Raw genomic sequence first — 20370 nt, 5'->3', positions numbered from 1 at the left:
ATCCCCTGCCCTCAGACCTCGGGCCGGTAGACCCCGTTGAGCACCGCGCTGTCGCGCACCCACGTCGTCCACGGCTCGGGGCTGCGCAGCACCGAGTACGTCGCGGTCGGGACGCCGGCGCGGACCTGGGCGAGCGCCGCGCTGTCGGAGCCCTCCCCCGCCAGGTGCGCGGCGAGCGCGGACACCGACGGCTCGTGCCCGACGACGAGCACCACCGACGCCTCCGGGTCGACCTCACGCACGGCGGCGAGCAGGTCGGTCGGCGACGCCGCGTACAGGTCGTCCCGCACCTGCACGGTGGGGTCGGCCCCGAGGCCCGTCCGGGCGAGCTCCCACGTCTGGCGGGTGCGCAGCGCGGACGAGCACAGCACGACGTCGGGCCGCAGCCCAGCCTCGCTCAGGTGCGCACCCAGGCGGCTGGCCTGCTTGCGCCCCTGAAGGGCGAGGGGACGCAGGTGGTCGTCCCCGCCGTCGGCGCGCTCCGCCTTGGCGTGGCGGAGCACGACGAGGGTGAAGGCGTCGGACATGCGTTACAGGCCCATGGCGTGCACGCCGCCATCGACGTGCACGATCTCACCGGTGGTCGCCGGGAACCAGTCGGACAGCAACGCGGCCACGGCGCGCGCCGTCGGCTCCGGGTTGGTCTGGTCCCAGCCGAGGGGGGCGCGCTCGGGCCAACCACCCTCCATCTTCTCGAAGCCGGGGATCGACTTGGCCGCCGTGGTGCGGATGGGGCCGGCCGAGACGAGGTTCACGCGGATGCCGTCCGGGCCCAGGTCGCGCGCCAGGTAGCGGGACGTGGACTCGAACGCGGCCTTGGCCACGCCCATCCAGTCGTACACCGGCCACGCGAAGCTCGCGTCGAACGTCAGGCCCACGATCGACCCGCCGCTCGTCATCAGCGGCTTGGCCGCGACGGCGAGCGACTTCAGGGAGAACGCGGACACCTCGAGGGCGGTCGCGACATCGGCCCACTGGCCGGCCAGGAAGTTGCCGCCCATGACGGACTGCGGCGCGAAGCCGATCGAGTGCACCACGCCGTCGAGGTGGTCGACGTGCTCGCGCACGCGGTCCGCGAGCGCCGCGAGGTCCTCGTCGTTCGTGACGTCGAGCTCGATCACGGGCGCGGGCGCCGGGAGGCGCTTGGCGATCGCCTGCGTGAGGCGGAACTGCCGCCCGAACGAGGTCAGCACGACCTCCGCGCCTTCCTGCTGCGCGAGACGCGCGACGTGGAACGCGATCGAGTGGTCGGTGAGCACCCCGGTGATCAGGAGCTTCTTGCCGTCGAGCAGGCCCATCAGTGTCCTTCCTGTGCCGCTGCCGAGAGCGGCGGTCCTGGTGAGAGGGTAGCGAGTGTCAGTGGCCCATGCCGAGTCCGCCGTCCACCGGGACGACCGCGCCGTTGACGTAGGCGGCGCCGGGCGACGCGAGGAACTCCACGACGGCGGCGACCTCGTCGCTGCTGCCGAACCGTGCCGCGGGGATCGCCGCCCGGTAAGACGCCTGACGCTCCTCCGGGAGCTCGGCGGTCATCGCGGTCTCGATGAACCCCGGGGCGACGACGTTCGCGGTGATCCCGCGCCCGCCGAGCTCGCGGGTGATCGAGCGCGCCATGCCGACCAGGCCGGCCTTGGACGCGGCGTAGTTGACCTGGCCCTGGCCGCCGTAGAGGCCGACGACGGACGAGATCAGCACGATGCGCCCGCGCCGCGCGCGGATCATGGACTTCGAGGCCCGGCGCACGCACCGGAAGGTCCCGGTGAGGTTGACGTCGATCACCTGGGAGAAGTCCTCGTCGGACATGCGCATGAGGAGCTGGTCGCGCGTGACGCCCGCGTTGGCGACGAGCACCTCCACCGGGCCGAGCTGCGCCTCGATCTCGGCGAACGCGGCGTCGACGGCCGCGGTGTCGGTGATGTCCCCCGTGACGCCCAGGACGCCGTCGGGCAGGTCTCCCCCGCGGTAGATCGTGGCGACCCGGTCGCCCGCGGCGACGAACCGCTCGGCGATGGCCCGGCCGATACCGCGAGCGGCTCCGGTGACGACGACGGTGCGTGGCTCCACATGTCCTCCTGAGGTACGCGGACGGCACGGCCTGCCGTCCCCCGTGACGCTACCGGGCCACGTCGCCGGTACCCGTGCCCGCCACGGGCACCGCTGGCGCCGGACGGTTGTGGGAACCCGACAAAGCCCCCGTCGACGCTCAGCCGCCGTCCAGGTCCGACGCGTAGACTCGTGCGGTGAGAAAGCGCGAGCAGGACGACGGGGTGCACCGCATCACGAGCGCGCCCGAGCCCCTCGCGGTCGACCAGGCGCGGCGCATGCGTAACTACCTGCTGCAGATGGGGATCCGCCTGGTCTGCATCTTCCTCGCGGTCCTCGTTCCAGGGCCAGCGCGCTGGCTCTTCGTCGTCGGCGCCGTCCTGCTGCCGTACACCGCGGTGCTGATGGCCAACGCGGGCCGCGACCGCCGCGAGACCACACCCGTCATGATGGAGCACCGCGCGCTCCCCGCCGCCCCCAGCCACGTCCGGGAGGACCCGTGAGCCTGACGACCGAGCCCACCGACGACCTCGACGAGACCCTGATGTGCTCGGGCAAGGGCTGCCGCGCCGAAGCGACGTGGGGCCTGCTGTGGAACAACCCCAAGATCCACACCCCCGAGCGCCGCAAGGTGTGGCTCGCGTGCGACGACCACCGCGAGCACCTCGAGCTGTTCCTGACCTTGCGCGACTTCCTCAAGCAGACCGTCCCTGTCGCCGAGATCCCGCCGGACGCCGGCGCCCGTCCGTGACCGCGCCCGCCCCGGCCGCCCCGGCGCCGGCCGGGCGCCCCGTGCCCGAGGCCCACGCCCGGCGCCGCAGCCGCCGCGAGTGGGCCTGGCTGCTCGTCGGTGCGATCGCGGTCGCCGCGCTGTGTCTCGCGGCCGGCTGGTGGCAGTGGAACCGCTATCAGACGAAGGCCGCGGCGGTCGAGATCATCCAGGACAACTACTACGCGGACCCCGTGCCCGTCGAGGAGCTGCTGCCCGGTCCCGGCGCCGCGCTCGACCCCGCCGACGTGTGGCGCCCCGTCACCATGACCGGCACCTACCGCGCGCAGGACACGGCGCTGCTGCGCAACCGTCCCGTGAGCAGCACGGGCGGGTACCACGTGCTCGTGCCGTTCGAGATCGCGGACTCCGACGTCGTGATCGTCGTCAACCGCGGGTTCGTGCCGCTGGGCCAGGACGCGTCGGCGCCGTCGTCCGTCCCCGAAGCCCCCGAGGGCACGGTCGAGGTCGTCGCGCGGCTGCGGGCCGACGAGCCTGCGACCGACCGCGGCGCCCCCGCCGGCCAGGTGCAGATGATCAACACCGCCCAGGTGCTCGCCGCCACCGGCAGCGACGTCGACCCGGCCAGCATGGTCGGCGGGTACGCGGCCCTCGTCGCCGAGGACCCCGCGCCGGCCGAGGCGCCCGGCGCCCTGCCGCCCCCCGCGCTCGACCTGGGCTCCCACCTGTCCTACACGATGCAGTGGATCGTGTTCGCCGCCGGGGCGATCGGCGGCTACGTCATCCTGCTGCGGCGCGAGCGCCGCGAGGTCGCCGAGCAGGACGGCACCAACCAGCCGGTCACCCTGCGCCCCGACGTGCCCGACGACGTCCGCGCCTGGGTCGAGGGCGGGCAGGTCACCGAGCCGTCCCGGCGTCGCAAGGGCCGCCCGACCGACGAGGAGCTCGAAGACGCCGAGATCGAGGCGTCCACCCGCTGAGGGCTCGGCCCAGCACGGTGCCGGCCGGCGCCGCGCGCTCGAGCGCCGCGCTCAGGCGAGGGCGACGAGCTCCGCGTAGCTGTCGTTCCACAGGTCCTCGTCGCCGTCGGGCAGCAGCAGCACCCGCTCGGGCGTGAGCGCGTCCACGGCCCCCTCGTCGTGGGTCACCATGACGACCGCGCCCTCGTAGCTGCGCAGCGCCCCGAGGATCTCCGCGCGGCTGGCGGGGTCGAGGTTGTTGGTGGGCTCGTCGAGGAGCAGCACGTTGGCCTGCGACACCACGAGGGTCGCGAGCGCGAGACGCGTCTTCTCCCCGCCGGACAGCACGTGCGTCGGCTTGTCGGCGTCGTCCCCGGAGAACAAGAACGAGCCCAGCACCGAGCGCACCTCCGTGTCGGTCAGGTCCGGGGCGGAGTGGCGCAGGTTCTGCACGACGGTCGCGTCCATGTCGAGCGTGTCGTGCTCCTGGGCGTAGTACCCGAGCTTGAGCCCGTGCCCGGCGTCGACCGTCCCGCTGTCCGCCTGCTCGACGCCCGCGAGGAGCTTGAGCAGCGTCGTCTTGCCCGCACCGTTGAGGCCGAGGATCACCACGCGGCTGCCGCGGTCGATCGCGAGGTCCACGCCCGTGAAGATCTCGAGCGAGCCGTAGGACTTCGACAGGCCCGACGCCGTGAGCGGAGTCTTGCCGCAGGCCGCAGGCTTGGGGAAGCGCAGCTTGGCGACCTTGTCGCTCACGCGCTCGCCCTCGAGGGAGCCCAGCATGCGCTCGGCGCGCTTGAGCATGTTCTGCGCCGCGACGGCCTTGGTGGCCTTCGCGCGCATCTTCTCCGCCTGGGAGACCAGGACCGCGGCCTTCTTCTCCGTGTTCTGGCGCTCCCGGCGGCGGCGACGCTCGTCGGTCTCGCGCTGCACCAGGTACGTCTCGTAGTCGAGGTTGTACTGGTCGAGCTCGCCGCGGGTCGCGTCCAGGTGGAAGACCTTGTTCACGGTCGCCTTGAGCAGGTCCACGTCGTGGCTGATCACCACGAGCCCGCCCGAGTAGCTGCGCAGGTACTCGCGCAGCCAGATGATCGAGTCCGCGTCGAGGTGGTTGGTCGGCTCGTCGAGCAGCAGCGTGTCGACCCCGGAGAACAGGATGCGCGCGAGCTCGATCCGGCGGCGCTGACCACCGGAGAGCGTGCCGATCGGCTGCGCGAGGATCCGCGCGTCGAGGCCGAGGTTCGAGGTGATGCGCTCCGCCTCGCTCTCCGCGGCGTAGCCCCCGGCCGCGGTGAAGCGCTCCTCGAGCTTGGGGTAGCGGGCCATCGCCGCCTCGTGCGTCTCGACGTCGGCGCTCGCCATCGCGCCCTCGGTCTCGCGCATCTGCCGCACGATCGTGTCCAGGCCGCGCGCCGAGAGCACCCGGTCCATCGCGAGCACCTCGAGGTCGCCGGTGCGGGGGTCCTGCGGGAGGTAGCCGATCTCGGTGCCGCGCACGATCTTGCCGCCCGCCGGCAGGGTCTCCCCCGCGAGCGTCTTGGTCAGCGTCGTCTTGCCGGCACCGTTACGCCCGACCAGCCCGATCCTGTCTCCCGGGGCGATACGAAAGGTCGCCTCGTGCAGCAGCACGCGGGCACCCACGCGCAGCTCGACAGCTTGGGCAGTGATCAATGAGGTTTCCTCCGAACGGACGACGCCAGCCTTGGCAGGTGGCACAAACGCCACCAACTCTACCCGTGGCTACCGTGACGCAGAACGTCTTTTCCGACACACCGGAGGCACCGATGGACCGCACGAGCACGCCAGTCCCCGCCGCGACGACCCTCGCACTGGTCGCGACGGGCGCCGCGCTCGTCGCGGTCTGCTCCCAGCTCGCCGTGCCTGTCGGGAGCGTCGGCGTCCCGGTGACGTTACAGACCTTCGCCGTGCTGCTCGTCGGGCTGGCGCTCGGCCCGGTGCGCGGCGCCGCGGCCCTCGGGCTGTACCTGCTGGTGGGGGCCGTGGGCTTCCCGGTCTTCGCGCTCGGCAGCGGCGGGCTCGGCGTGATCACCGGCCCCACAGCGGGGTACCTGCTCTCCTTCCCGCTCGCCGCGTTCGCCGCGGGTGCCGTGCGGCAGTCGCTCGCGCGGATGCGCTGGTCCGCCGTCGGCACGGTGGCCGGTGCCCTCCTCGGGATCGTCCTCGTCTACGCGTTCGGCATCCCTGTCCTCGCGTGGCGCGCGGACCTCGCGATCGGCACCGCGGCGGCGAGCAACGTCGTGTTCATCCTGCCCGAGCTCGCGAAGGTGATCCTCGCCGTCGCCGGGGCCTTTGCTGTGCAGCGCGCGTTCCCCGTGCTCGCGGCGCGCCGGAGGCTCGCGACCTCGTGATCGAGCTGTGGGAGGCGACCGTGCACGCGCCCGACGGCGCGGTCCTCGTGCACCCCGTCACCGCAACGCTGACCGAGCGACGGGTGGCCGTCGTCGGGGCGAACGGCAGCGGCAAGTCGACCCTCCTGCGCCTGCTCAACGGCCTGCTGCTCCCCACGAGCGGCTCGGTGCGGGTGCACGGTCGCGACACCGCGACCGACGGGCCCGCGGTGCGCCGCGACGTCGGCTTCGTGTTCACCGACCCCGAGGCGCAGATCCTCATGCCCACCCCGCGCGAGGACGTCGCCCTGTCCCTGCGCGGCCGGGTGCGCCGCAAGGCGGACGACGACGCCGCGCTCGCCGTCCTCGAGCGCTTCGGCCTGGCGGCGCACGCGGACCGCAGCGCCCACGGGCTGTCGGCGGGCCAGAAGCAGCTCCTCGCCCTCGCGAGCGTCCTGGCGACCGGTCCGCGTGTGCTCGTGTGCGACGAGCCGACGACGTTGCTCGACCTGCGCTGGCGCACGCACGTCGACCGGTTGCTCGCCGACCTCGACGCCCAGGTCGTCACGGCCACGCACGACCTCGACGCCGCGCGACGCGCGGACCGCGTGCTGGTCGTCGACGACGGCCACGTGGTGCACGACGGCGACCCGGACGCAGGCGTCGATCTGTACGTCGCGCGCATGACGGCGGGCAAGCTGCGATGAGCGTGGGCGGCAGGGTGGGCTCGGGCAGCGCGCTGGGCGCGGGGCACCCGACGAGCGCGGGGACGCGATGAGCGCCGGGGCGCGGCTGCTGGCCCTGCTCGGCGTCGGTGTGCTCGCCGGGCTGCCCGCGCACGCGCTGCCCGTGCCGGTGTGGCTCGGCCTCGCGCTGCCGCTCGGGTGCGCGGTGTCTCTTGCCCTCGCGTGGCGGGCGCCGCTGGCCGTCGTCGTCCGGCGCGCGGTGCCCCTCGCGCTGCTCGCCCTCGTCCTGGCGGTCGTGCACGTCGTCGCCGGGACGCCGCTGCGGGGCGTGGAGGTCGCGCTCGACCTCGTGGCCGTGGCCGTCGTCGCGCACGCCGTCACCCTGACCACCTCGGCGACCGCGATGCTCGACGCGCTCGAGCGCGGGGCGCTGCGACTAGGGCTCTCCCCCGGGCGTGCGTGGACGATCTCGCTGGCCGTGAGCCTCATGCTCCGCGCGATCCCCGTGCTGGGGGGCGTGGCGGCCTCGGCACGGGAGGCCGCACGCGCCCGCGGGGCCGAGCGGCGGCTCGGCGCGATCGCCGGCTCCGCCACGGTCCGCGCCGTCGGCCATGCCCAGCGCACGGGCGAGGCGCTCGCCGCCCGTGGGCTGGCCGACCAGCCTTCCTGATGCGGCGCCGCGGGCGCCGTCGTAGCGTCCGTCCATGACCTTCAACGACGACGCGCGGATCGACACCAGCCGGGCCAGCAAGCGATCCGGCGGCCGCAAGGGTGGGATCGCGATCGGGGGCGGGCTCGGCGCCGTCGCGCTCGTGCTGCTCGGCCAGCTGCTCGGGGTCGACCTGAGCGGGCTCACCGGCGGGGGCGGCTCCGCAGGCGACGGCGCGACCACCGAGAGCCTCGACCGCTGCGCGGACGCGTCGCTCGCCAACACGGACACCGAGTGCCGGATGGTCGGCACCGCGGACTCCCTCGACGACTTCTGGTCGCAGACCTACCCGGCGCTGACGCAGGCCGAGTACCGCCCGAGCCACGTGACGCTCTTCGAGGACGCGGTGGGGACGGCGTGCGGCAACGCGACCAGCGCCGTCGGCCCGTTCTACTGCCCGGGCGACGAGGAGATCTACCTCGACGTCGCGTTCTTCGAGGACCTGCGCACGCGCCTGGGCGCCGACGGCGGCGCGTTCGCCCAGATGTACGTCGTCGCCCACGAGTGGGGCCACCACGTCTCCCACCTGACCGGCGCGATGGCCGCCGCCGACCGCTCCGGGACCGGCCCGACGTCGGACGCCGTGCGCTTGGAGCTCCAGGCCGACTGCTACGCCGGGGCGTGGGCCGCGGCGGCCGCGACCACGACGGACGACCAGGGCGTGACCCTCATCGAGCCGCCCACGGACGCACAGATCGCCGACGCCCTCGACGCCGCGGCCGCGGTCGGCGACGACCGCATCCAGGAGGCCGCCACCGGCCAGGTCTCCCCCGAGTCCTGGACCCACGGCTCCGCGGAACAGCGCCAGCGCTGGTTCACGGCCGGCTACGAGGGCGGCCCGGCGGCGTGCACGACCTTCGAGGTCGCGGGAACGGACCTCTGACCCTCACCCCGAGGCCCTCCCGAACGAAGAATGGGCACTTTTTGTCGTGAATCACGACAAAAAGTGCCCATTCTTCGGTGCTGCGCTGCAGTCCGCTCAGACGTTGAAGCCCAGGGCCCGCAGCTGCTCGCGGCCGTCGGGGGTGATCTTCTCCGGGCCCCACGGCGGCATCCACACCCAGTTCATCCGGAAGCCGGCGGTGACGCCCTCGAGCGCGGCGCCGGTCTGCTCCTCGATGACGTCGGTCAGCGGGCACGCCGCGGACGTCAGGGTCATGTCGATGACCGCGTGGTTGTTCTGATCGACCGTCACGCCGTAGACGAGGCCGAGGTCAACGACGTTGATACCGAGCTCCGGGTCGATGACGTCGCGCATGGCCTCCTCGACGTCGGCCGCGGTGGTCGCGGTGGGCTGCTCCGTCATGAGATCTCCTGGGTGGTGTGAGGTGCGGACGCCGTGACCGACGTGCCGCGGACGAGCGCGTCGCGCAGCGCGGACCAGCCGAGCAGCGCGCACTTGATACGGGCGGGGAACTGCGACACGCCGGTGAAGGCCACGGCGTCGCCGAGGAGGTCCTCGGCGTCGTCGTCGTCGAGGCCCTTGCCGCGGGTGTTCATCAGGTCGCGGAAGACCTCGCCCAGGCGCTCGGCGTCGGCGACCGAGGCGCCCTGGGTCAGCTCGGTCATCACCGAGAGGGACGCCTGGGAGATCGAGCAGCCCTGGCCGTCCCAGGACAGCCCGGTGATCTGCTGGCCGTCGACCTCGACCCGGAGCGTGACCTCGTCACCGCAGGTGGGGTTCACCTGGTGCGACTCGCCGCAGGCGCTGCCGGCGGCTGCGTCTTGCAGCCCCTTGCCGTGCGGCGCCTTGTAGTGGTCGAGGATGACCTGCTGGTAGAGCTCTTGCATCGCGTTGGACATGACGTTCCTCCTCAGGCCTGACCGAAGAACGCCCGGACACCCGCGAGGGATTCCCGGAACGTCGCGATCTCGTCAGCAGTGGTGTAGACCGACGCCGAGGCGCGGGCCGTCGCGGCGATACCGAACCGGCGGTGCAGCGGCTGCGCGCAGTGGTGGCCCACCCGGACGGCGATGCCCGCGTCGTCGAGCACCTGGCCGACGTCGTGGGCGTGCACGCCGTCGACGACGAACGAGACGACGGCAAGGCGGTCGGTAGTGTCGGTCGGGCCGATCACCCGGATGCCGGGGATGTCGGTGATCTGGAGGAGCTCGCCGGCGAGCTGCTGCTCGTGCGCCCACACGCCCTCCATGCCGAGCTCGCCGAGGTACTGCGCCGCAGCACCCATCGCGATGATCTGCGCGACCGGCTGCGTGCCCGCCTCGAAGCGCTGGGGCGGCGGCGCGTAGGTGGTCTCGCTCATCGTGACGACCTCGACCATCGAGCCGCCCGTCGTGACGGGGGGCATCGCGGCCAGCAGCTCACGGCGGCCGTAGAGTGCGCCGGCGCCGGTGGGGCCGAGCATCTTGTGCGCAGAGAACGCCGCGAAGTCGACGTCGAACGCGTGCAGGTCCACGGGCATGTTCGGCACCGACTGGCACGCGTCGAGGACCGTGAGCGCTCCGACCTCGCGGGCGCGGCGGACGATCTCCGCGACCGGGGAGATCGCGCCCGTGACGTTCGAGGCGTGCGTGAAGGCCACGACCTTGGTGCGCGGCGTGATGACGCCGTCCTCGATCCGCAGGCGACCGTCGTTGTCGACGCCGAACCACCGCAGCACGGCGCCGGTGCGGGCGGCGAGCTCCTGCCATGGGACGAGGTTCGCGTGGTGCTCGGCCTCGGTCACGACGATCTCGTCACCGGGCTGGAGCGCGAAGCGGCGGGCCGCTTCTCCCCCGCGTCCCAGGGTCGCGTTGGACATCGCGTAGGCGACCAGGTTGATGGCCGCGGTCGCGCCGGAGGTCCACACGATCTCGTCGGTGTCGACGCCGACGAGCCCGGCCACGAGGCGCCGGGCGCCCTCGAACGCCTCGGTCGCCTCCTCCGCCAGCTGGTGCGCGCCGCGGTGCACGGCGGCGTTGCGCTGCAGGTAGAAGTCCTGCTCGGCGTCGAGGACGGGGTCCGGCTTCTGCGACGTCGCGCCGGAGTCCAGGTAGACCAGCGGGCGGTCGTCGCGCAGCGTGCGCGCGAGCAGCGGGAAGTCGGCGCGCACGGCTGCCAGCTCGGCGGGGCTCAGCATGGTCTCACCCGTCCTTCGGGAGTGTCGGTGCCCGGCGGCTGCGCCGCGCGGGATGCTGCAGGGGCGGTCGCCCGCCCCTGCAGCGGTGTCCTCAGGGGGACGTGCTCAGGCCTGCGGGGCCAGGAAGCGGTCGTAGCCCTCGGCCTCGAGGCGCTCGGCGAGCTCGGGGCCGCCCTCCTCGGCGATCCGGCCGTCCACGAACACGTGCACGAAGTCCGGCTTGATGTAGCGCAGGATGCGCGTGTAGTGCGTGATCAGCAGGACGCCGACCTCACCAGTCGACTTCACCCGGTTGACGCCCTCGGAGACGATCCGCAGCGCGTCGACGTCGAGGCCCGAGTCGGTCTCGTCGAGGATCGCGATCTTCGGGTTCAGGAGCTCCATCTGCAGGATCTCGTGGCGCTTCTTCTCGCCACCGGAGAAGCCCTCGTTGACCGAGCGCTCGGCGAACGCCGAGTCCATGCGGAGCTGCTCCATGGCGACCTTGACGTCCTTGACCCAGGTACGCAGCGCGGGTGCCTTGCCGTCGATCGCGGTCTTCGCGGTGCGCAGGAAGTTTGCGACCGAGACGCCGGGGACCTCGACCGGGTACTGCATGGCCAGGAACATGCCGGCGCGGGCGCGCTCGTCGACGCTCATCGCGAGGACGTCCTCACCGTCGAGCGTGACGGTGCCCGAGGTGATCGTGTACTTGGGGTGGCCGGCGATCGAGTACGCCAGCGTGGACTTGCCGGAGCCGTTCGGGCCCATGATCGCGTGGGTCTCGCCCTGGCGGATGGTGAGGTCGACGCCGCGCAGGATCTGCTTGGGGCCTTCCTTGGTCTCGACGCTGACGTGCAGGTCGCGGATCTCGAGAGTGGACATGTATTTCTCCTCGAAGCTCAGAGCGGGGCGTCGACGTCGACGAGAACGTTCTCGCCGTCGACGGTCAGGGGGTAGACGGGGATGGGACGGACGGCCGGCGGTGCGTCGGGCTGGCCGGTGCGCAGGTCGAACCGCGACCCGTGCAGCCAGCACTCGACGAAGCACCCGTCGACCTCGCCGTCGGACAGCGAGACGGCGCCGTGGGAGCAGATGTCGGACACGGCGTGCAGGGCTCCGTCGGAGTCCCGCACGACCGCGACCTCGACCACGCGGCCGGCGTCGTCGTCGAGCTCGACGCGGAGCGTCCCCTCGACGGGGACGTCCGCGGCGGCGCAGGCGTACTGGGCCGTCATGCGCCCAGGACGCTCATCGACTTCTCGAGCTCGGCCTCGATCGAGGCGATCAGACGCTCCTCGACCTCGGGGACGCCGATCTCGCTGATGAGCTCGGTGAAGAAGCCACGCACCACGAGACGACGGGCGTCGATCTCGGGGATGCCGCGAGCCATCAGGTAGAACAGCTGCTCGTCGTCGAACCGGCCCGTCGCGCTCGCGTGGCCGGCACCCTCGATCTCGCCGGTCTCGATCTCGAGGTTCGGGACCGAGTCCGCCCGCGCGCCCTCGGAGAGCACGAGGTTGCGGTTGAGCTCGTAGGTGTCGGTGCCCTCCGCCGCGGCGCGGATGAGCACGTCGCCCACCCAGACCGTGTGGGCGCCGGCGCCCTGCAACGCGCCCTTGTACGTGACGCGGGACTTGCAGGTCGGGACCGCGTGGTCCACGAACAGGCGGTGCTCCTGGTGCTGGTCGGCGTCGGCGAAGTACAGGCCGACCATCTCGACGTCGCCGCCCGGAGCGGTGAACTCGGCGTCGGGCGTGACGCGCACGACGTCGCCGCCGAAGGTCACCACGACGTGCTTGACGCGTGCGTCGCGGCCCAGGCGGATGCGGTGCGAGGCCGCGTGCACAGCGCCGGTGGCCCAGTCCTGGACCGACACGAGCGTGAGGTGCGCGCCGTCGTCGACGACGATCTCGACCGTCTCGGTCAGCGTGGCTGACCCGAGGTGGTCGAGGACGACCACGGCCTGCGAGTGCCGCTGCGCGTGCACGAGGATGTGCGACGCCGTGGCGACGGTGTCGATGCCCTCGACGCGGATGGACACGTGCTCGCTCGCGACGACCTCGGTCGGGATCGTGACGACGGTGGCCTCGGCGAACGAGTTCCACGCGGTCACGGCCGTGCGGTCCCCGGGGGTCCCGGCGGTGCCCAGGCGGGCGTCGTCGCGACCGACGAGCTCCACCTGGACCTCGTTCGGGGCGACCACGGTGGTGCGGATGCCGTGGCCGTCGATCGCCTCGGCGAACAGCGGCTGCAGGCGGGACACGGGGGTGAAGCGCCACTCCTCCTCGCGTCCCGTCGGCACCGGGATGGTGGCGAGGTCGAACGAGGTGATGCGCTCGGCGCGCGAGCCCTGGGGGGTGCCCCCGACGCCGTGCGAGTGGGCGCCGTCCGCGACCGCCCGGGAGTGGTCGGTGGTGGTGACGGTGTTCGGTGCAGCAGTGGTCATCAGCCGACTGACCCTTCCATCTGAAGTTCGATGAGGCGGTTGAGCTCGAGCGCGTACTCCATGGGCAGCTCACGCGCGATGGGCTCGACGAACCCGCGCACGATCATCGCCATCGCCTCGGTCTCGGGCATGCCTCGGGACATGAGGTAGAACAGCTGCTCCTCGCTCACCCGGGAGACCGTGGCCTCGTGCCCCATCGAGACGTCGTCCTCGCGGACGTCGACGTAGGGGTAGGTGTCCGAGCGGGAGATCTGGTCCACCAGCAGCGCGTCGCACAGCACGGTCGAGGCGGAGTGCGAGGCGCCCTCGAGCACCTGCACGAGGCCGCGGTAGGACGTCCGCCCACCGCCGCGCGCGACCGACTTCGAGATGATCGACGACGACGTGTGCGGGGCGGCGTGCACCATCTTGGCGCCCGCGTCCTGGTGCTGGCCCTCGCCGGCGAACGCGATCGACAGCGTCTCGCCCTTGGCGTGCTCGCCCATGAGGTAGATCGCCGGGTACTTCATGGTGACCTTGGAGCCGATGTTGCCGTCGACCCACTCCATGGTGGCGCCCTCGGCGGCCGTGGCGCGCTTGGTCACCAGGTTGTACACGTTGTTCGACCAGTTCTGGATGGTCGTGTAGCGCACGCGGGCGTTCTTCTTGACGATGATCTCGACGACCGCGGAGTGCAGCGAGTCGCTCTTGTAGATCGGCGCCGTGCAGCCCTCGACGTAGTGCACGTACGAGCCCTCGTCGGCGATGATCAGCGTGCGCTCGAACTGGCCCATGTTCTCCGTGTTGATGCGGAAGTAGGCCTGCAGCGGGATCTCGACGTGCACGCCCGGCGGCACGTAGACGAACGACCCGCCCGACCACACGGCGGAGTTGAGCGCGGCGAACTTGTTGTCGCCCGCCGGGATGACCGAGCCGAAGTACTGCTCGAAGATCTCCGGGTAGTCACGCAGGCCGGTGTCGGTGTCGACGAAGATGACGCCCTGCTCCTCCAGGTCCTCACGGATCTGGTGGTAGACGACCTCGGACTCGTACTGCGCGGCGACGCCGGCGACGAGGCGCTGCTTCTCCGCCTCGGGGATGCCCAGGCGGTCGTAGGTGTTCTTGATGTCCTCGGGCAGGTCCTCCCAGCTGGTGGCCTGCTTCTCCGTGGACCGCACGAAGTACTTGATGTTGTCGAAGTCGATCCCGGACAGGTCCGAGCCCCAGTTGGGCATGGGCTTCTTGCCGAACATCCGCAGGGCCTTGAGGCGCTGGTTCAGCATCCACTCGGGCTCGTTCTTGAGAGCCGAGATGTTGCGGACGACGTCCTCGTCCACGCCGCGGCGCGCGAGCGAGCCTGCGTCGTCGTTGTCGTGCCAGCCGTACCCGTAGGAGCCGATCGAGGCGATGATCTCCTCGTCGGTGCTCGGGGCGCCGGTGACGGCGTCTTCGGTAGGTGCGCTCATCTCGTTCCTTCCACTGAGCCGGACACGCCGGCTGGGGTTGGGTTCTCGCTGCTTGGTCGGGTGACAGGGATGTTCGTGGTGCAGACGTGCGCGCCGCCCGCGAGGGTGACGAGCCGCTGGACGTGCGAGCCGAGCAGACGCGAGAACGTCCGCGCCTCGGCGTCGCAGATCTGGGGGAAGCGCGCGGCGACGTGCTGCACGGGGCAGTGCCCCTGGCACAGCTGCATCATCAGCGTGCCGGGCACGGGGCGGACGCTCGCGGCGTAGCCGTCGGCGGCGAGGGCGTCCGCGAGCTGGCCCGCGCGCTCCTCGATGCTCTCGCCCGTGATCTGCGGGGCGTAGCGGTCCTCGAGCTGGGCGACGTGGCGCTCGACGAAGCCGTCGATCGCGGCGTCTCCCCCGACCTCGGCCAGGTACTCGAGCGCCTGCACGGCGACCGCGGTGTAGGCGCCGGACATCGACTCCTGGGCGAGGTCGGTCGCGACGTACCGGCGCGCCGGGCGGCCGCGGCCGCCGGCCGGTGCGCCCTCGTGCACAGCGACGAGGTTCTCGGCCTCGAGGCCCGCGACGTGCCGGCGGATGCCGGCCGACGTGAGCCGCAGCCGGGCGGCGAGCTCGGCCGCGCTGATCGGTCCCTCACGGGTGACGAGCGCGAGCACACGCTGGCGGGTGCCGGCCTCGGTCTCGCGCGGGGAGGAGGCTGCGGACACGGTCATGGCGCGGGCTCCTTCCGGCGGGGTGAGGGGTGACGAGGGATGACGAGGGGTGATGAGGACGCAGGCGGGCAGACAACATCGGCCCACTGAATTAGCCAACAGTCTTGTTGCCTAATTGATTCCGTGCAAGGAAGGCGAGCCTCACCAGGGCCGGGAGGCCGCCAAGCCCTAGACTTCCGTCTCGTGCCCCCGCCTCCGGCTCTCGAGATCCGCGGCCTCGTCAAGACCTACGGCGAGGCGACCGTCGTCGACCACCTGGACCTCGACGTCGCGCCCGGCGCGGTCACCGCGCTGCTGGGGCCCAACGGTGCCGGCAAGACGACCACGATCGAGTGCTGCGAGGGGCTGCGGTCCCCCGACGGCGGCTCGGTGCGCATCCTCGGGCTCGACCCGGTGCGCGACGCCCGTGAGCTGCGACCCCGCGTCGGCGTGATGCTCCAGGACGGCGGCCTGCCCGGCTCGGCACGCGCCCACGACGTCCTGGCCCACGTCTCCAAGATGTACGCCCGCCCGCGCGACGTCGCGGGTCTCGCAGAGCGGCTGGGCATCGACACGTTCGCCCGGACCCAGGTGCGACGGCTGTCCGGCGGACAGCGCCAGCGCCTCGCGCTCGCGTGCGCCGTCGTCGGGCGCCCGGACCTGGTGATCCTCGACGAGCCGAGCGCGGGCATGGACCCGCAGTCGCGGCGCGCCGTGTGGGACCTCGTGCGCGAGCTGCGCGCCGACGGCGCCACGCTGCTGCTGACCACGCACCTCATGGACGAGGCCGCGGACCTCGCCGACCACGTCGTCGTCATGGACCACGGCAAGGTCATCGCCGCCGGTACCCCCGACGAGCTGACCTCGGTCGAGGGCGACTCGGTCGTCAGCATCGAGGCCCGCGGCCCGCTGGACCCGACGTCGCTGCGCGGCTACCTGCACCGACTCGCGCCCGGCGACTGGGCCGTGCACCACGTCGAGGGCCACCGCTACACCGTCACCGGCGCCGTGAACCCCCGGTCGCTCGCGGCGATCGGGACCTGGGCCGCCGAGCACGGCGTCCTGCTCACCTCGATCTCGCTCGGGCGCCGCACGCTCGAGGACGTGTTCCTCGACCTCACCGGACGGAGCCTGCGATGACCGCCACCACCGGAGCGGCCCCGCGTACCGCGCGGCTGCGCGCCCAGGCCGGGTTCGAGGTGCGCGCCGTGCTGCGCAACGGCGAGCAGCTCATGGTGACGCTCCTGCTGCCGGCTCTGCTCCTCGTCGGGCTCGTGCGCACCGACGTCGTGAGCCTGACCACCGACGGAGCGACCACGGTGGACTTCGTCACACCGGGCGTCCTTGCTCTCGCCGTCCTCGGCGCGTCGTTCACGTCGCAGGCGATCGCGACCGCGTTCGACCGGCGCAACGGCGTGCTCCGGATGCTCGCCACCACTCCGCTGGGGCGCCGCGGGCTGCTCGCGGGCAAGGTGCTGGGCGTGCTCGGGGTCGAGCTTGTCCAGGTCGTCGTCCTGGGTGCCGTCGCGCTGTGGTTGGGCTGGTCGCCCGACCCGGCCGGGATCGCCACCGCCGTCCTGGCGCTCGTCCTCGGCACGGCCGCGTTCACCGCCCTCGCGCTCGTGGTCGCCGGCACCCTGCGCCCCGAGGGAGTGCTGGCGCTCGCCAACATCCTCCTGGTCGTGCTGGTGGTCGCCGGCGGCGTGATCGTCCCGGCCGACCAGCTCCCAGGCGTCGCCGCCGACCTCGCCCAGCTCCTGCCCTCGGCCGCCCTGGGGGACGCACTGCGCGCGGCATTGACGCACGGCGCCTTCCCCGTCGGGGAGCTCACCCTGCTCACTGGCTGGGCCGCGGCCCTCTGGGCGCTCGCCACCCGCGTCTTCCGCTGGAGCTGACGCGTGAGGCGGGTCACGCACCTGCCGGACCGCCGGGACGCCCGCCGCGACTACCGTAGGAGCGTGAGCACGCCCACGGAACTCGACGCGCCCCTCGCCACGCCGCCCACCGGACGCCTGGCCCGCTGGGCACGGCCCGCGCTGGTGGCGAACCTCGTGGCGCAGATCGGCATCGTCGTCACCGGTGGCCTCGTCCGGCTCACCGGCTCCGGCCTGGGCTGCTCCACATGGCCGCAGTGCGAACCGGGCCAGTTCGCTCCCGAGCTGCACGCCGCCACGTCGATCCACCCGTACATCGAGTTCGGCAACCGCACGCTCACCGGCGTCCTCGTCGTCGTCGCCGCGCTCGTCGTGCTGACGGTCTGGCCCGACCGCACCCGTGCGAAGTCCTTCCGGCTGCTCGCTCTGGCCCCGCTGGCCGGCGTCCTCCTGCAGGCGGTGATCGGCGGGATCACGGTCCTCGTCGACCTGCACCCGGCCGTCGTCGGCGGGCACATGCTGATCTCGCTCGCGCTCATCGCCGTGTCGATGCTGCTCCTGCACCGCGCGGGCGAGGGCGACGGCCCGCCGTTGCGCGTGGTGCACCCGGCCGCGTGGATCGGGGCGCGCGTGACGGCGGTCGTCGCGGTCCCCATGCTGGTGCTCGGCGTCATCGTCACCGGCGCCGGTCCGCACTCGGGCGACGAGGAGGTCGGCTACCGCTTCGCCGTCGACCCCGCGCTCATGGCGCGCTTCCACGCGTTGTCGGTCTGGCTGTTCGTCCTCGCGCTCGTGGCGACCTGCTGGTACCTGTGGCGCCACCCGGCACCGGCCGGAGCACGTCGGGCGTCGCTCACCCTGCTCGCGCTGACCGTCGCCCAGGGCGTCGTCGGGTACGTGCAGTACTTCGCGGGGCTGCCGATCGCGCTCGTCGCGATCCACATGCTCGGGGCGGGCGTCGTGACGGCCGCCGCCGTCTGGTTCGTGCTTACCACGCGCGAGCGTGGCGTCCTGGTCGAGGCCGAGGCCGAGGCCATCGCCGACGACGAGGACGCCACCGCTTAGTCGCTGGCTACGCGCGTCGCTCCGGCCACGGGGCATCGCCCGGGCGCAGGTGCTCGTACCCGTGGGCCCGTGCCGCCGCGAGCGCGAGCACGCCGACCACGGTCGACGGGTTGTGCAGACGGCCCTGGAGCACGCCGTCGACCGCCTCCTCGAGCGAGACCCACGCCGGGACCATGGACATCTCCTCGTCCTCGCGCACGTGACGCTCGTCCTCGGGGACCGGGCTCAGGTCGCGGGCGAGGAAGACGCGAAGGGCCTCGTTGTTGCCGCCCGGCGTCGTGAAGTAGTCCGCGAGCACGTGCCAGGTCGCGGCGCGCAGGTCGGCCTCCTCCGCGAGCTCACGCTGGGCTGCGAGGAGCGCCTCCTCGCCCGCGACGTCGAGCAGACCCGCGGGCGGCTCCCAGAGCTCCCGGCCCACCGGGTGGCGGAACTGCCGGAGCAGCAGGACCCGGCCCTCGTCGTCCACGGCGATCGTCGCGACCGCACCGGGGTGGTCGATCCACTCGCGGGTCACCACGCCGGCCTCGCCCAGGTCCACGTCGTCGGACCGCAAGTCCCAGATGCGTCCCTCGTGCAGCAGTCGCGACGCGAGGACCGGACGCGGACGGGCGACGTCGAACAGCGGGTCAGTCACGAGCAGCGATCGCCGCGGCCACGAGGCCCGCGAACAGCGGGTGCGCGTCGGTGGGCCGGGACTTGAACTCGGGGTGCGCCTGCGTCGAGACGTAGTACGGGTGCACGTCCGCGGGCAGCTCCACGAACTCGACCAGCGCACCGTCGGGCGACGTCCCCGAGAACACCAGGCCGGCCTCCTCGAGCTGCGGGCGGTAGAGGTTGTTGACCTCGTAGCGGTGCCGGTGGCGCTCGGTGACCTGCGTGGTCCCGTACGCGCCGGCGATCACGGAGCCGGGCGCGAGCGCGGCCTCGTACGAGCCCAGGCGCATCGTGCCGCCGAGGTCGCCCTCGCCGCCGACGATCGCCCGCTGCTCCTCCATGGTCGCGACCACGGGGTGCTCGGTGCTCTCGGAGAACTCCGACGACGAGGCGTCGGCCAGACCGAGGATGTTGCGCGCGTACTCCATGACCATGGCCTGGAGGCCGAGGCAGATCCCCAGCGTCGGGATCCGCTTCTCGCGGGCCCAGCGCAGGGCGCCGATCTTTCCCTCGATCCCGCGCACGCCGAAGCCGCCGGGCACGAGGATCGCGTCCGCGCCGCCGAGTGCTGCCTCAGCGCCCTCGGGTGTCGCGCACTCGTCTGACGGCACCCAGCGGATAGACACCTTGGCGTCGTTCGCGAAGCCGCCGGCGCGCAGCGCCTCGGTCACGGACAGGTAGGCGTCGGGCAGGTCGATGTACTTGCCGACGAGCGCGACCTCGACGTGGTGGGAGGGCTGGTGCACGCGGTCGAGCAGCTGGTTCCAGCCGGCCCAGTCCACGTCGCGGAACGGCAGGCCGAGGCGGCGCACGACGTAGACGTCGAGCCCCTCGGAGTGCAGCACCTTGGGGATGTCGTAGATGCTCGGCGCGTCCTTGCAGGTGACGACGGCCTCGTTGTCGACGTCGCACATGAGCGCGATCTTGCGCTTGATCGACTCGGGCATGTCCCGGTCCGCGCGGAGCACGATCGCATCCGGCTGGATGCCGATGCTGCGCAGGGCGGCGACCGAGTGCTGCGTCGGCTTGGTCTTGAGCTCGCCGCTCGGTCCGATGTACGGCACCAGCGAGACGTGCAGGAAGAAGACGTTGTCGCGCCCGAGCTCGTGGCGCACCTGGCGCGCGGACTCGAGGAACGGCTGCGACTCGATGTCCCCGACCGTGCCACCGATCTCCGTGATGATCACGTCGACGTCGGGGCCCGCCTGTGCCCGCATGCGGGTCTTGATCTCGTCGGTGATGTGCGGGATCACCTGGACGGTGTCGCCCAGATACTCGCCGCGGCGCTCCTTGGCGATCACCGTCGAGTACACCTGGCCGGTGGTGACGTTGGCCGACGCCGAGAGGTTGACGTCGAGGAAGCGCTCGTAGTGACCGATGTCCAGGTCGGTCTCGGCGCCGTCCTCCGTGACGAACACCTCGCCGTGCTGGAACGGGTTCATCGTCCCGGGATCGACGTTGAGGTAGGGGTCGAGCTTCTGCATGGTCACGCGCAGGCCGCGGGACCGAAGAAGGCGACCGAGGCTCGAGGCCGTCAGTCCCTTGCCGAGTGAGGAGGCGACGCCTCCGGTCACGAAGATGTGCCGGGTCGTGTCCGACCGCCCGGAGAGTCGATTACCAGTCTCTGCCACGGGATTCCACTCTATCAGGGGTT

24 protein-coding genes are annotated in these 20370 nt (G+C 72.3%); 10 read left to right on the top strand and 14 right to left on the bottom strand.

What is annotated here, in order from left to right; genetic code table 11:
* Nucleotides 1-11: 11 nt before the first annotated feature.
* From BMZ30_RS05155 to fabG, 3 genes are read right to left on the bottom strand one after another with little or no spacing between them, the layout of a single operon-like run.
* Nucleotides 12-527: a SixA phosphatase family protein gene (locus BMZ30_RS05155; protein WP_093375874.1), complete on the bottom strand. Its 516-nt coding sequence runs from the start codon at nucleotides 525-527 to the stop codon at nucleotides 12-14.
* 3 nt (nucleotides 528-530) lie between these two features.
* Nucleotides 531-1298 carry an enoyl-ACP reductase FabI gene (gene fabI, locus BMZ30_RS05150; RefSeq protein ID WP_093375872.1) on the bottom strand — a complete coding sequence of 256 codons (768 nt, stop codon included), beginning with the start codon at nucleotides 1296-1298 and terminating at the stop codon, nucleotides 531-533.
* Between the two features lie 58 nt (nucleotides 1299-1356).
* Nucleotides 1357-2064: a 3-oxoacyl-ACP reductase FabG gene (fabG, locus tag BMZ30_RS05145; protein WP_093375870.1), complete on the bottom strand. Its 708-nt coding sequence runs from the start codon at nucleotides 2062-2064 to the stop codon at nucleotides 1357-1359.
* Between the two features lie 176 nt (nucleotides 2065-2240).
* On the opposite strand from fabG, the gene BMZ30_RS05140 reads away from it, so the two are divergent.
* The 3 genes from BMZ30_RS05140 to BMZ30_RS05130 are packed head-to-tail and all read left to right on the top strand — an operon-like array spanning nucleotide 2241 to nucleotide 3753.
* Nucleotides 2241-2546, top strand: a complete 306-nt coding sequence (locus tag BMZ30_RS05140) for a DUF3099 domain-containing protein (protein WP_229828615.1) — start codon at nucleotides 2241-2243, stop codon at nucleotides 2544-2546.
* Between the two features lie 41 nt (nucleotides 2547-2587).
* Nucleotides 2588-2794: a hypothetical protein gene (locus BMZ30_RS05135; RefSeq protein ID WP_093377267.1), complete on the top strand. Its 207-nt coding sequence runs from the start codon at nucleotides 2588-2590 to the stop codon at nucleotides 2792-2794.
* Nucleotides 2791-3753 (top strand): SURF1 family cytochrome oxidase biogenesis protein, encoded by a 963-nt coding sequence (locus tag BMZ30_RS05130; protein ID WP_229828619.1) that lies wholly within the window; start codon nucleotides 2791-2793, stop codon nucleotides 3751-3753. Before BMZ30_RS05135 ends, BMZ30_RS05130 begins: the two co-directional genes overlap by 4 nt.
* Before the next feature lie 51 nt (nucleotides 3754-3804).
* On the opposite strand, the gene BMZ30_RS05125 is transcribed toward BMZ30_RS05130, so the two are convergent.
* Nucleotides 3805-5403 carry an ABC-F family ATP-binding cassette domain-containing protein gene (locus tag BMZ30_RS05125; protein WP_093375866.1) on the bottom strand — a complete coding sequence of 533 codons (1599 nt, stop codon included), beginning with the start codon at nucleotides 5401-5403 and terminating at the stop codon, nucleotides 3805-3807.
* 113 nt (nucleotides 5404-5516) lie between these two features.
* On the opposite strand from BMZ30_RS05125, the gene BMZ30_RS05120 reads away from it, so the two are divergent.
* The 4 genes from BMZ30_RS05120 to ypfJ all read left to right on the top strand — a co-directional run bounded on the left by BMZ30_RS05120 (nucleotide 5517) and on the right by ypfJ (nucleotide 8358).
* Nucleotides 5517-6101 carry a biotin transporter BioY gene (locus BMZ30_RS05120; protein ID WP_093375864.1) on the top strand — a complete coding sequence of 195 codons (585 nt, stop codon included), beginning with the start codon at nucleotides 5517-5519 and terminating at the stop codon, nucleotides 6099-6101.
* Nucleotides 6098-6787, top strand: coding sequence for an energy-coupling factor ABC transporter ATP-binding protein (locus tag BMZ30_RS05115; RefSeq protein WP_093375862.1), 690 nt, complete (start codon nucleotides 6098-6100; stop codon nucleotides 6785-6787). Before BMZ30_RS05120 ends, BMZ30_RS05115 begins: the two co-directional genes overlap by 4 nt.
* 67 nt (nucleotides 6788-6854) lie before the next feature.
* Nucleotides 6855-7436 (top strand): CbiQ family ECF transporter T component, encoded by a 582-nt coding sequence (locus BMZ30_RS05110; RefSeq protein WP_093375860.1) that lies wholly within the window; start codon nucleotides 6855-6857, stop codon nucleotides 7434-7436.
* Nucleotides 7437-7470: 34 nt separating this feature from the next.
* The gene (ypfJ, locus tag BMZ30_RS05105; protein WP_093375858.1) at nucleotides 7471-8358 is read left to right on the top strand and encodes a KPN_02809 family neutral zinc metallopeptidase; all 888 of its coding nucleotides are present in this window, start codon (nucleotides 7471-7473) and stop codon (nucleotides 8356-8358) included.
* Between the two features lie 96 nt (nucleotides 8359-8454).
* On the opposite strand, the gene BMZ30_RS05100 is transcribed toward ypfJ, so the two are convergent.
* The 8 genes from BMZ30_RS05100 to BMZ30_RS05065 all read right to left on the bottom strand — a co-directional run bounded on the left by BMZ30_RS05100 (nucleotide 8455) and on the right by BMZ30_RS05065 (nucleotide 15144).
* Nucleotides 8455-8781, bottom strand: a complete 327-nt coding sequence (locus BMZ30_RS05100; RefSeq protein ID WP_093375856.1) for a metal-sulfur cluster assembly factor — start codon at nucleotides 8779-8781, stop codon at nucleotides 8455-8457.
* Nucleotides 8778-9278: a Fe-S cluster assembly sulfur transfer protein SufU gene (gene sufU / locus BMZ30_RS05095; RefSeq protein ID WP_093375854.1), complete on the bottom strand. Its 501-nt coding sequence runs from the start codon at nucleotides 9276-9278 to the stop codon at nucleotides 8778-8780. The genes BMZ30_RS05100 and sufU overlap by 4 nt, the downstream gene beginning before the upstream one ends.
* Nucleotides 9279-9289: 11 nt before the next feature.
* Entirely contained in the window at nucleotides 9290-10555 is a 1266-nt protein-coding gene (locus BMZ30_RS05090; RefSeq protein ID WP_093375852.1) for a SufS family cysteine desulfurase, read from the bottom strand.
* Nucleotides 10556-10660: 105 nt separating this feature from the next.
* Nucleotides 10661-11419: a Fe-S cluster assembly ATPase SufC gene (sufC, locus tag BMZ30_RS05085; protein WP_093375850.1), complete on the bottom strand. Its 759-nt coding sequence runs from the start codon at nucleotides 11417-11419 to the stop codon at nucleotides 10661-10663.
* Between the two features lie 17 nt (nucleotides 11420-11436).
* Entirely contained in the window at nucleotides 11437-11772 is a 336-nt protein-coding gene (locus tag BMZ30_RS05080; protein WP_093375848.1) for a non-heme iron oxygenase ferredoxin subunit, read from the bottom strand.
* Nucleotides 11769-12983, bottom strand: a complete 1215-nt coding sequence (sufD, locus tag BMZ30_RS05075; protein WP_093375846.1) for a Fe-S cluster assembly protein SufD — start codon at nucleotides 12981-12983, stop codon at nucleotides 11769-11771. The genes BMZ30_RS05080 and sufD overlap by 4 nt, the downstream gene beginning before the upstream one ends.
* Nucleotides 12983-14428 carry a Fe-S cluster assembly protein SufB gene (gene sufB / locus BMZ30_RS05070; protein WP_093375844.1) on the bottom strand — a complete coding sequence of 482 codons (1446 nt, stop codon included), beginning with the start codon at nucleotides 14426-14428 and terminating at the stop codon, nucleotides 12983-12985. The genes sufD and sufB overlap by 1 nt, the downstream gene beginning before the upstream one ends.
* Entirely contained in the window at nucleotides 14425-15144 is a 720-nt protein-coding gene (locus tag BMZ30_RS05065) for a helix-turn-helix transcriptional regulator (RefSeq protein WP_093375842.1), read from the bottom strand. The genes sufB and BMZ30_RS05065 overlap by 4 nt, the downstream gene beginning before the upstream one ends.
* 183 nt (nucleotides 15145-15327) lie before the next feature.
* Between BMZ30_RS05065 and BMZ30_RS05060 the strand changes: the two genes are divergently transcribed.
* The 3 genes from BMZ30_RS05060 (at nucleotide 15328) to BMZ30_RS05050 (ending at nucleotide 18062) form a co-directional block, all read left to right on the top strand.
* Nucleotides 15328-16263 (top strand): ABC transporter ATP-binding protein, encoded by a 936-nt coding sequence (locus tag BMZ30_RS05060; protein WP_093375840.1) that lies wholly within the window; start codon nucleotides 15328-15330, stop codon nucleotides 16261-16263.
* A complete protein-coding gene (locus tag BMZ30_RS05055) occupies nucleotides 16260-17018 on the top strand; it encodes an ABC transporter permease (RefSeq protein WP_093375838.1) in 759 nt (252 codons plus the stop codon). The genes BMZ30_RS05060 and BMZ30_RS05055 overlap by 4 nt, the downstream gene beginning before the upstream one ends.
* A gap of 63 nt (nucleotides 17019-17081) precedes the next feature.
* Entirely contained in the window at nucleotides 17082-18062 is a 981-nt protein-coding gene (locus BMZ30_RS05050) for a COX15/CtaA family protein (RefSeq protein ID WP_093375836.1), read from the top strand.
* A gap of 7 nt (nucleotides 18063-18069) precedes the next feature.
* On the opposite strand, the gene BMZ30_RS05045 is transcribed toward BMZ30_RS05050, so the two are convergent.
* Together BMZ30_RS05045 and BMZ30_RS05040 are read right to left on the bottom strand one after the other, a co-directional pair.
* Entirely contained in the window at nucleotides 18070-18702 is a 633-nt protein-coding gene (locus BMZ30_RS05045) for an NUDIX domain-containing protein (RefSeq protein ID WP_093377262.1), read from the bottom strand.
* The gene (locus BMZ30_RS05040) at nucleotides 18689-20347 is read right to left on the bottom strand and encodes a CTP synthase (protein ID WP_093375834.1); all 1659 of its coding nucleotides are present in this window, start codon (nucleotides 20345-20347) and stop codon (nucleotides 18689-18691) included. Before BMZ30_RS05040 ends, BMZ30_RS05045 begins: the two co-directional genes overlap by 14 nt.
* Between the last annotated feature and the right edge of the window lie 23 nt (nucleotides 20348-20370).

It is taken from the genome of Flavimobilis marinus (assembly GCF_900113055.1).
Classification (GTDB): Bacteria; Actinomycetota; Actinomycetes; order Actinomycetales; family Cellulomonadaceae; genus Flavimobilis; species Flavimobilis marinus.
The sequence above is the reverse complement of the archived record's forward strand: the minus strand, read 5'-3'. Positions and strand labels throughout refer to the sequence as shown.

Bases quoted from the DNA above. Each gene is read 5' to 3' on its own strand.
- BMZ30_RS05155 (WP_093375874.1), bottom strand. From the start codon at position 527: ATGTCCGACGCCTTCACCCTCGTCGTGCTCCGCCACGCCAAGGCGGAG.
- fabI (WP_093375872.1), bottom strand. From the start codon at position 1,298: ATGGGCCTGCTCGACGGCAAGAAGCTCCTGATCACCGGGGTGCTCACC.
- BMZ30_RS05135 (WP_093377267.1), top strand. From the start codon at position 2,588: ATGTGCTCGGGCAAGGGCTGCCGCGCCGAAGCGACGTGGGGCCTGCTG.
- BMZ30_RS05120 (WP_093375864.1), top strand. From the start codon at position 5,517: ATGGACCGCACGAGCACGCCAGTCCCCGCCGCGACGACCCTCGCACTG.
- BMZ30_RS05110 (WP_093375860.1), top strand. From the start codon at position 6,855: ATGAGCGCCGGGGCGCGGCTGCTGGCCCTGCTCGGCGTCGGTGTGCTC.
- ypfJ (WP_093375858.1), top strand. From the start codon at position 7,471: ATGACCTTCAACGACGACGCGCGGATCGACACCAGCCGGGCCAGCAAG.
- BMZ30_RS05100 (WP_093375856.1), bottom strand. From the start codon at position 8,781: ATGACGGAGCAGCCCACCGCGACCACCGCGGCCGACGTCGAGGAGGCC.
- sufU (WP_093375854.1), bottom strand. From the start codon at position 9,278: ATGTCCAACGCGATGCAAGAGCTCTACCAGCAGGTCATCCTCGACCAC.
- BMZ30_RS05090 (WP_093375852.1), bottom strand. From the start codon at position 10,555: ATGCTGAGCCCCGCCGAGCTGGCAGCCGTGCGCGCCGACTTCCCGCTG.
- sufC (WP_093375850.1), bottom strand. From the start codon at position 11,419: ATGTCCACTCTCGAGATCCGCGACCTGCACGTCAGCGTCGAGACCAAG.
- BMZ30_RS05080 (WP_093375848.1), bottom strand. From the start codon at position 11,772: ATGACGGCCCAGTACGCCTGCGCCGCCGCGGACGTCCCCGTCGAGGGG.
- sufD (WP_093375846.1), bottom strand. From the start codon at position 12,983: ATGACCACTGCTGCACCGAACACCGTCACCACCACCGACCACTCCCGG.
- sufB (WP_093375844.1), bottom strand. From the start codon at position 14,428: ATGAGCGCACCTACCGAAGACGCCGTCACCGGCGCCCCGAGCACCGAC.
- BMZ30_RS05065 (WP_093375842.1), bottom strand. From the start codon at position 15,144: ATGACCGTGTCCGCAGCCTCCTCCCCGCGCGAGACCGAGGCCGGCACC.
- BMZ30_RS05055 (WP_093375838.1), top strand. From the start codon at position 16,260: ATGACCGCCACCACCGGAGCGGCCCCGCGTACCGCGCGGCTGCGCGCC.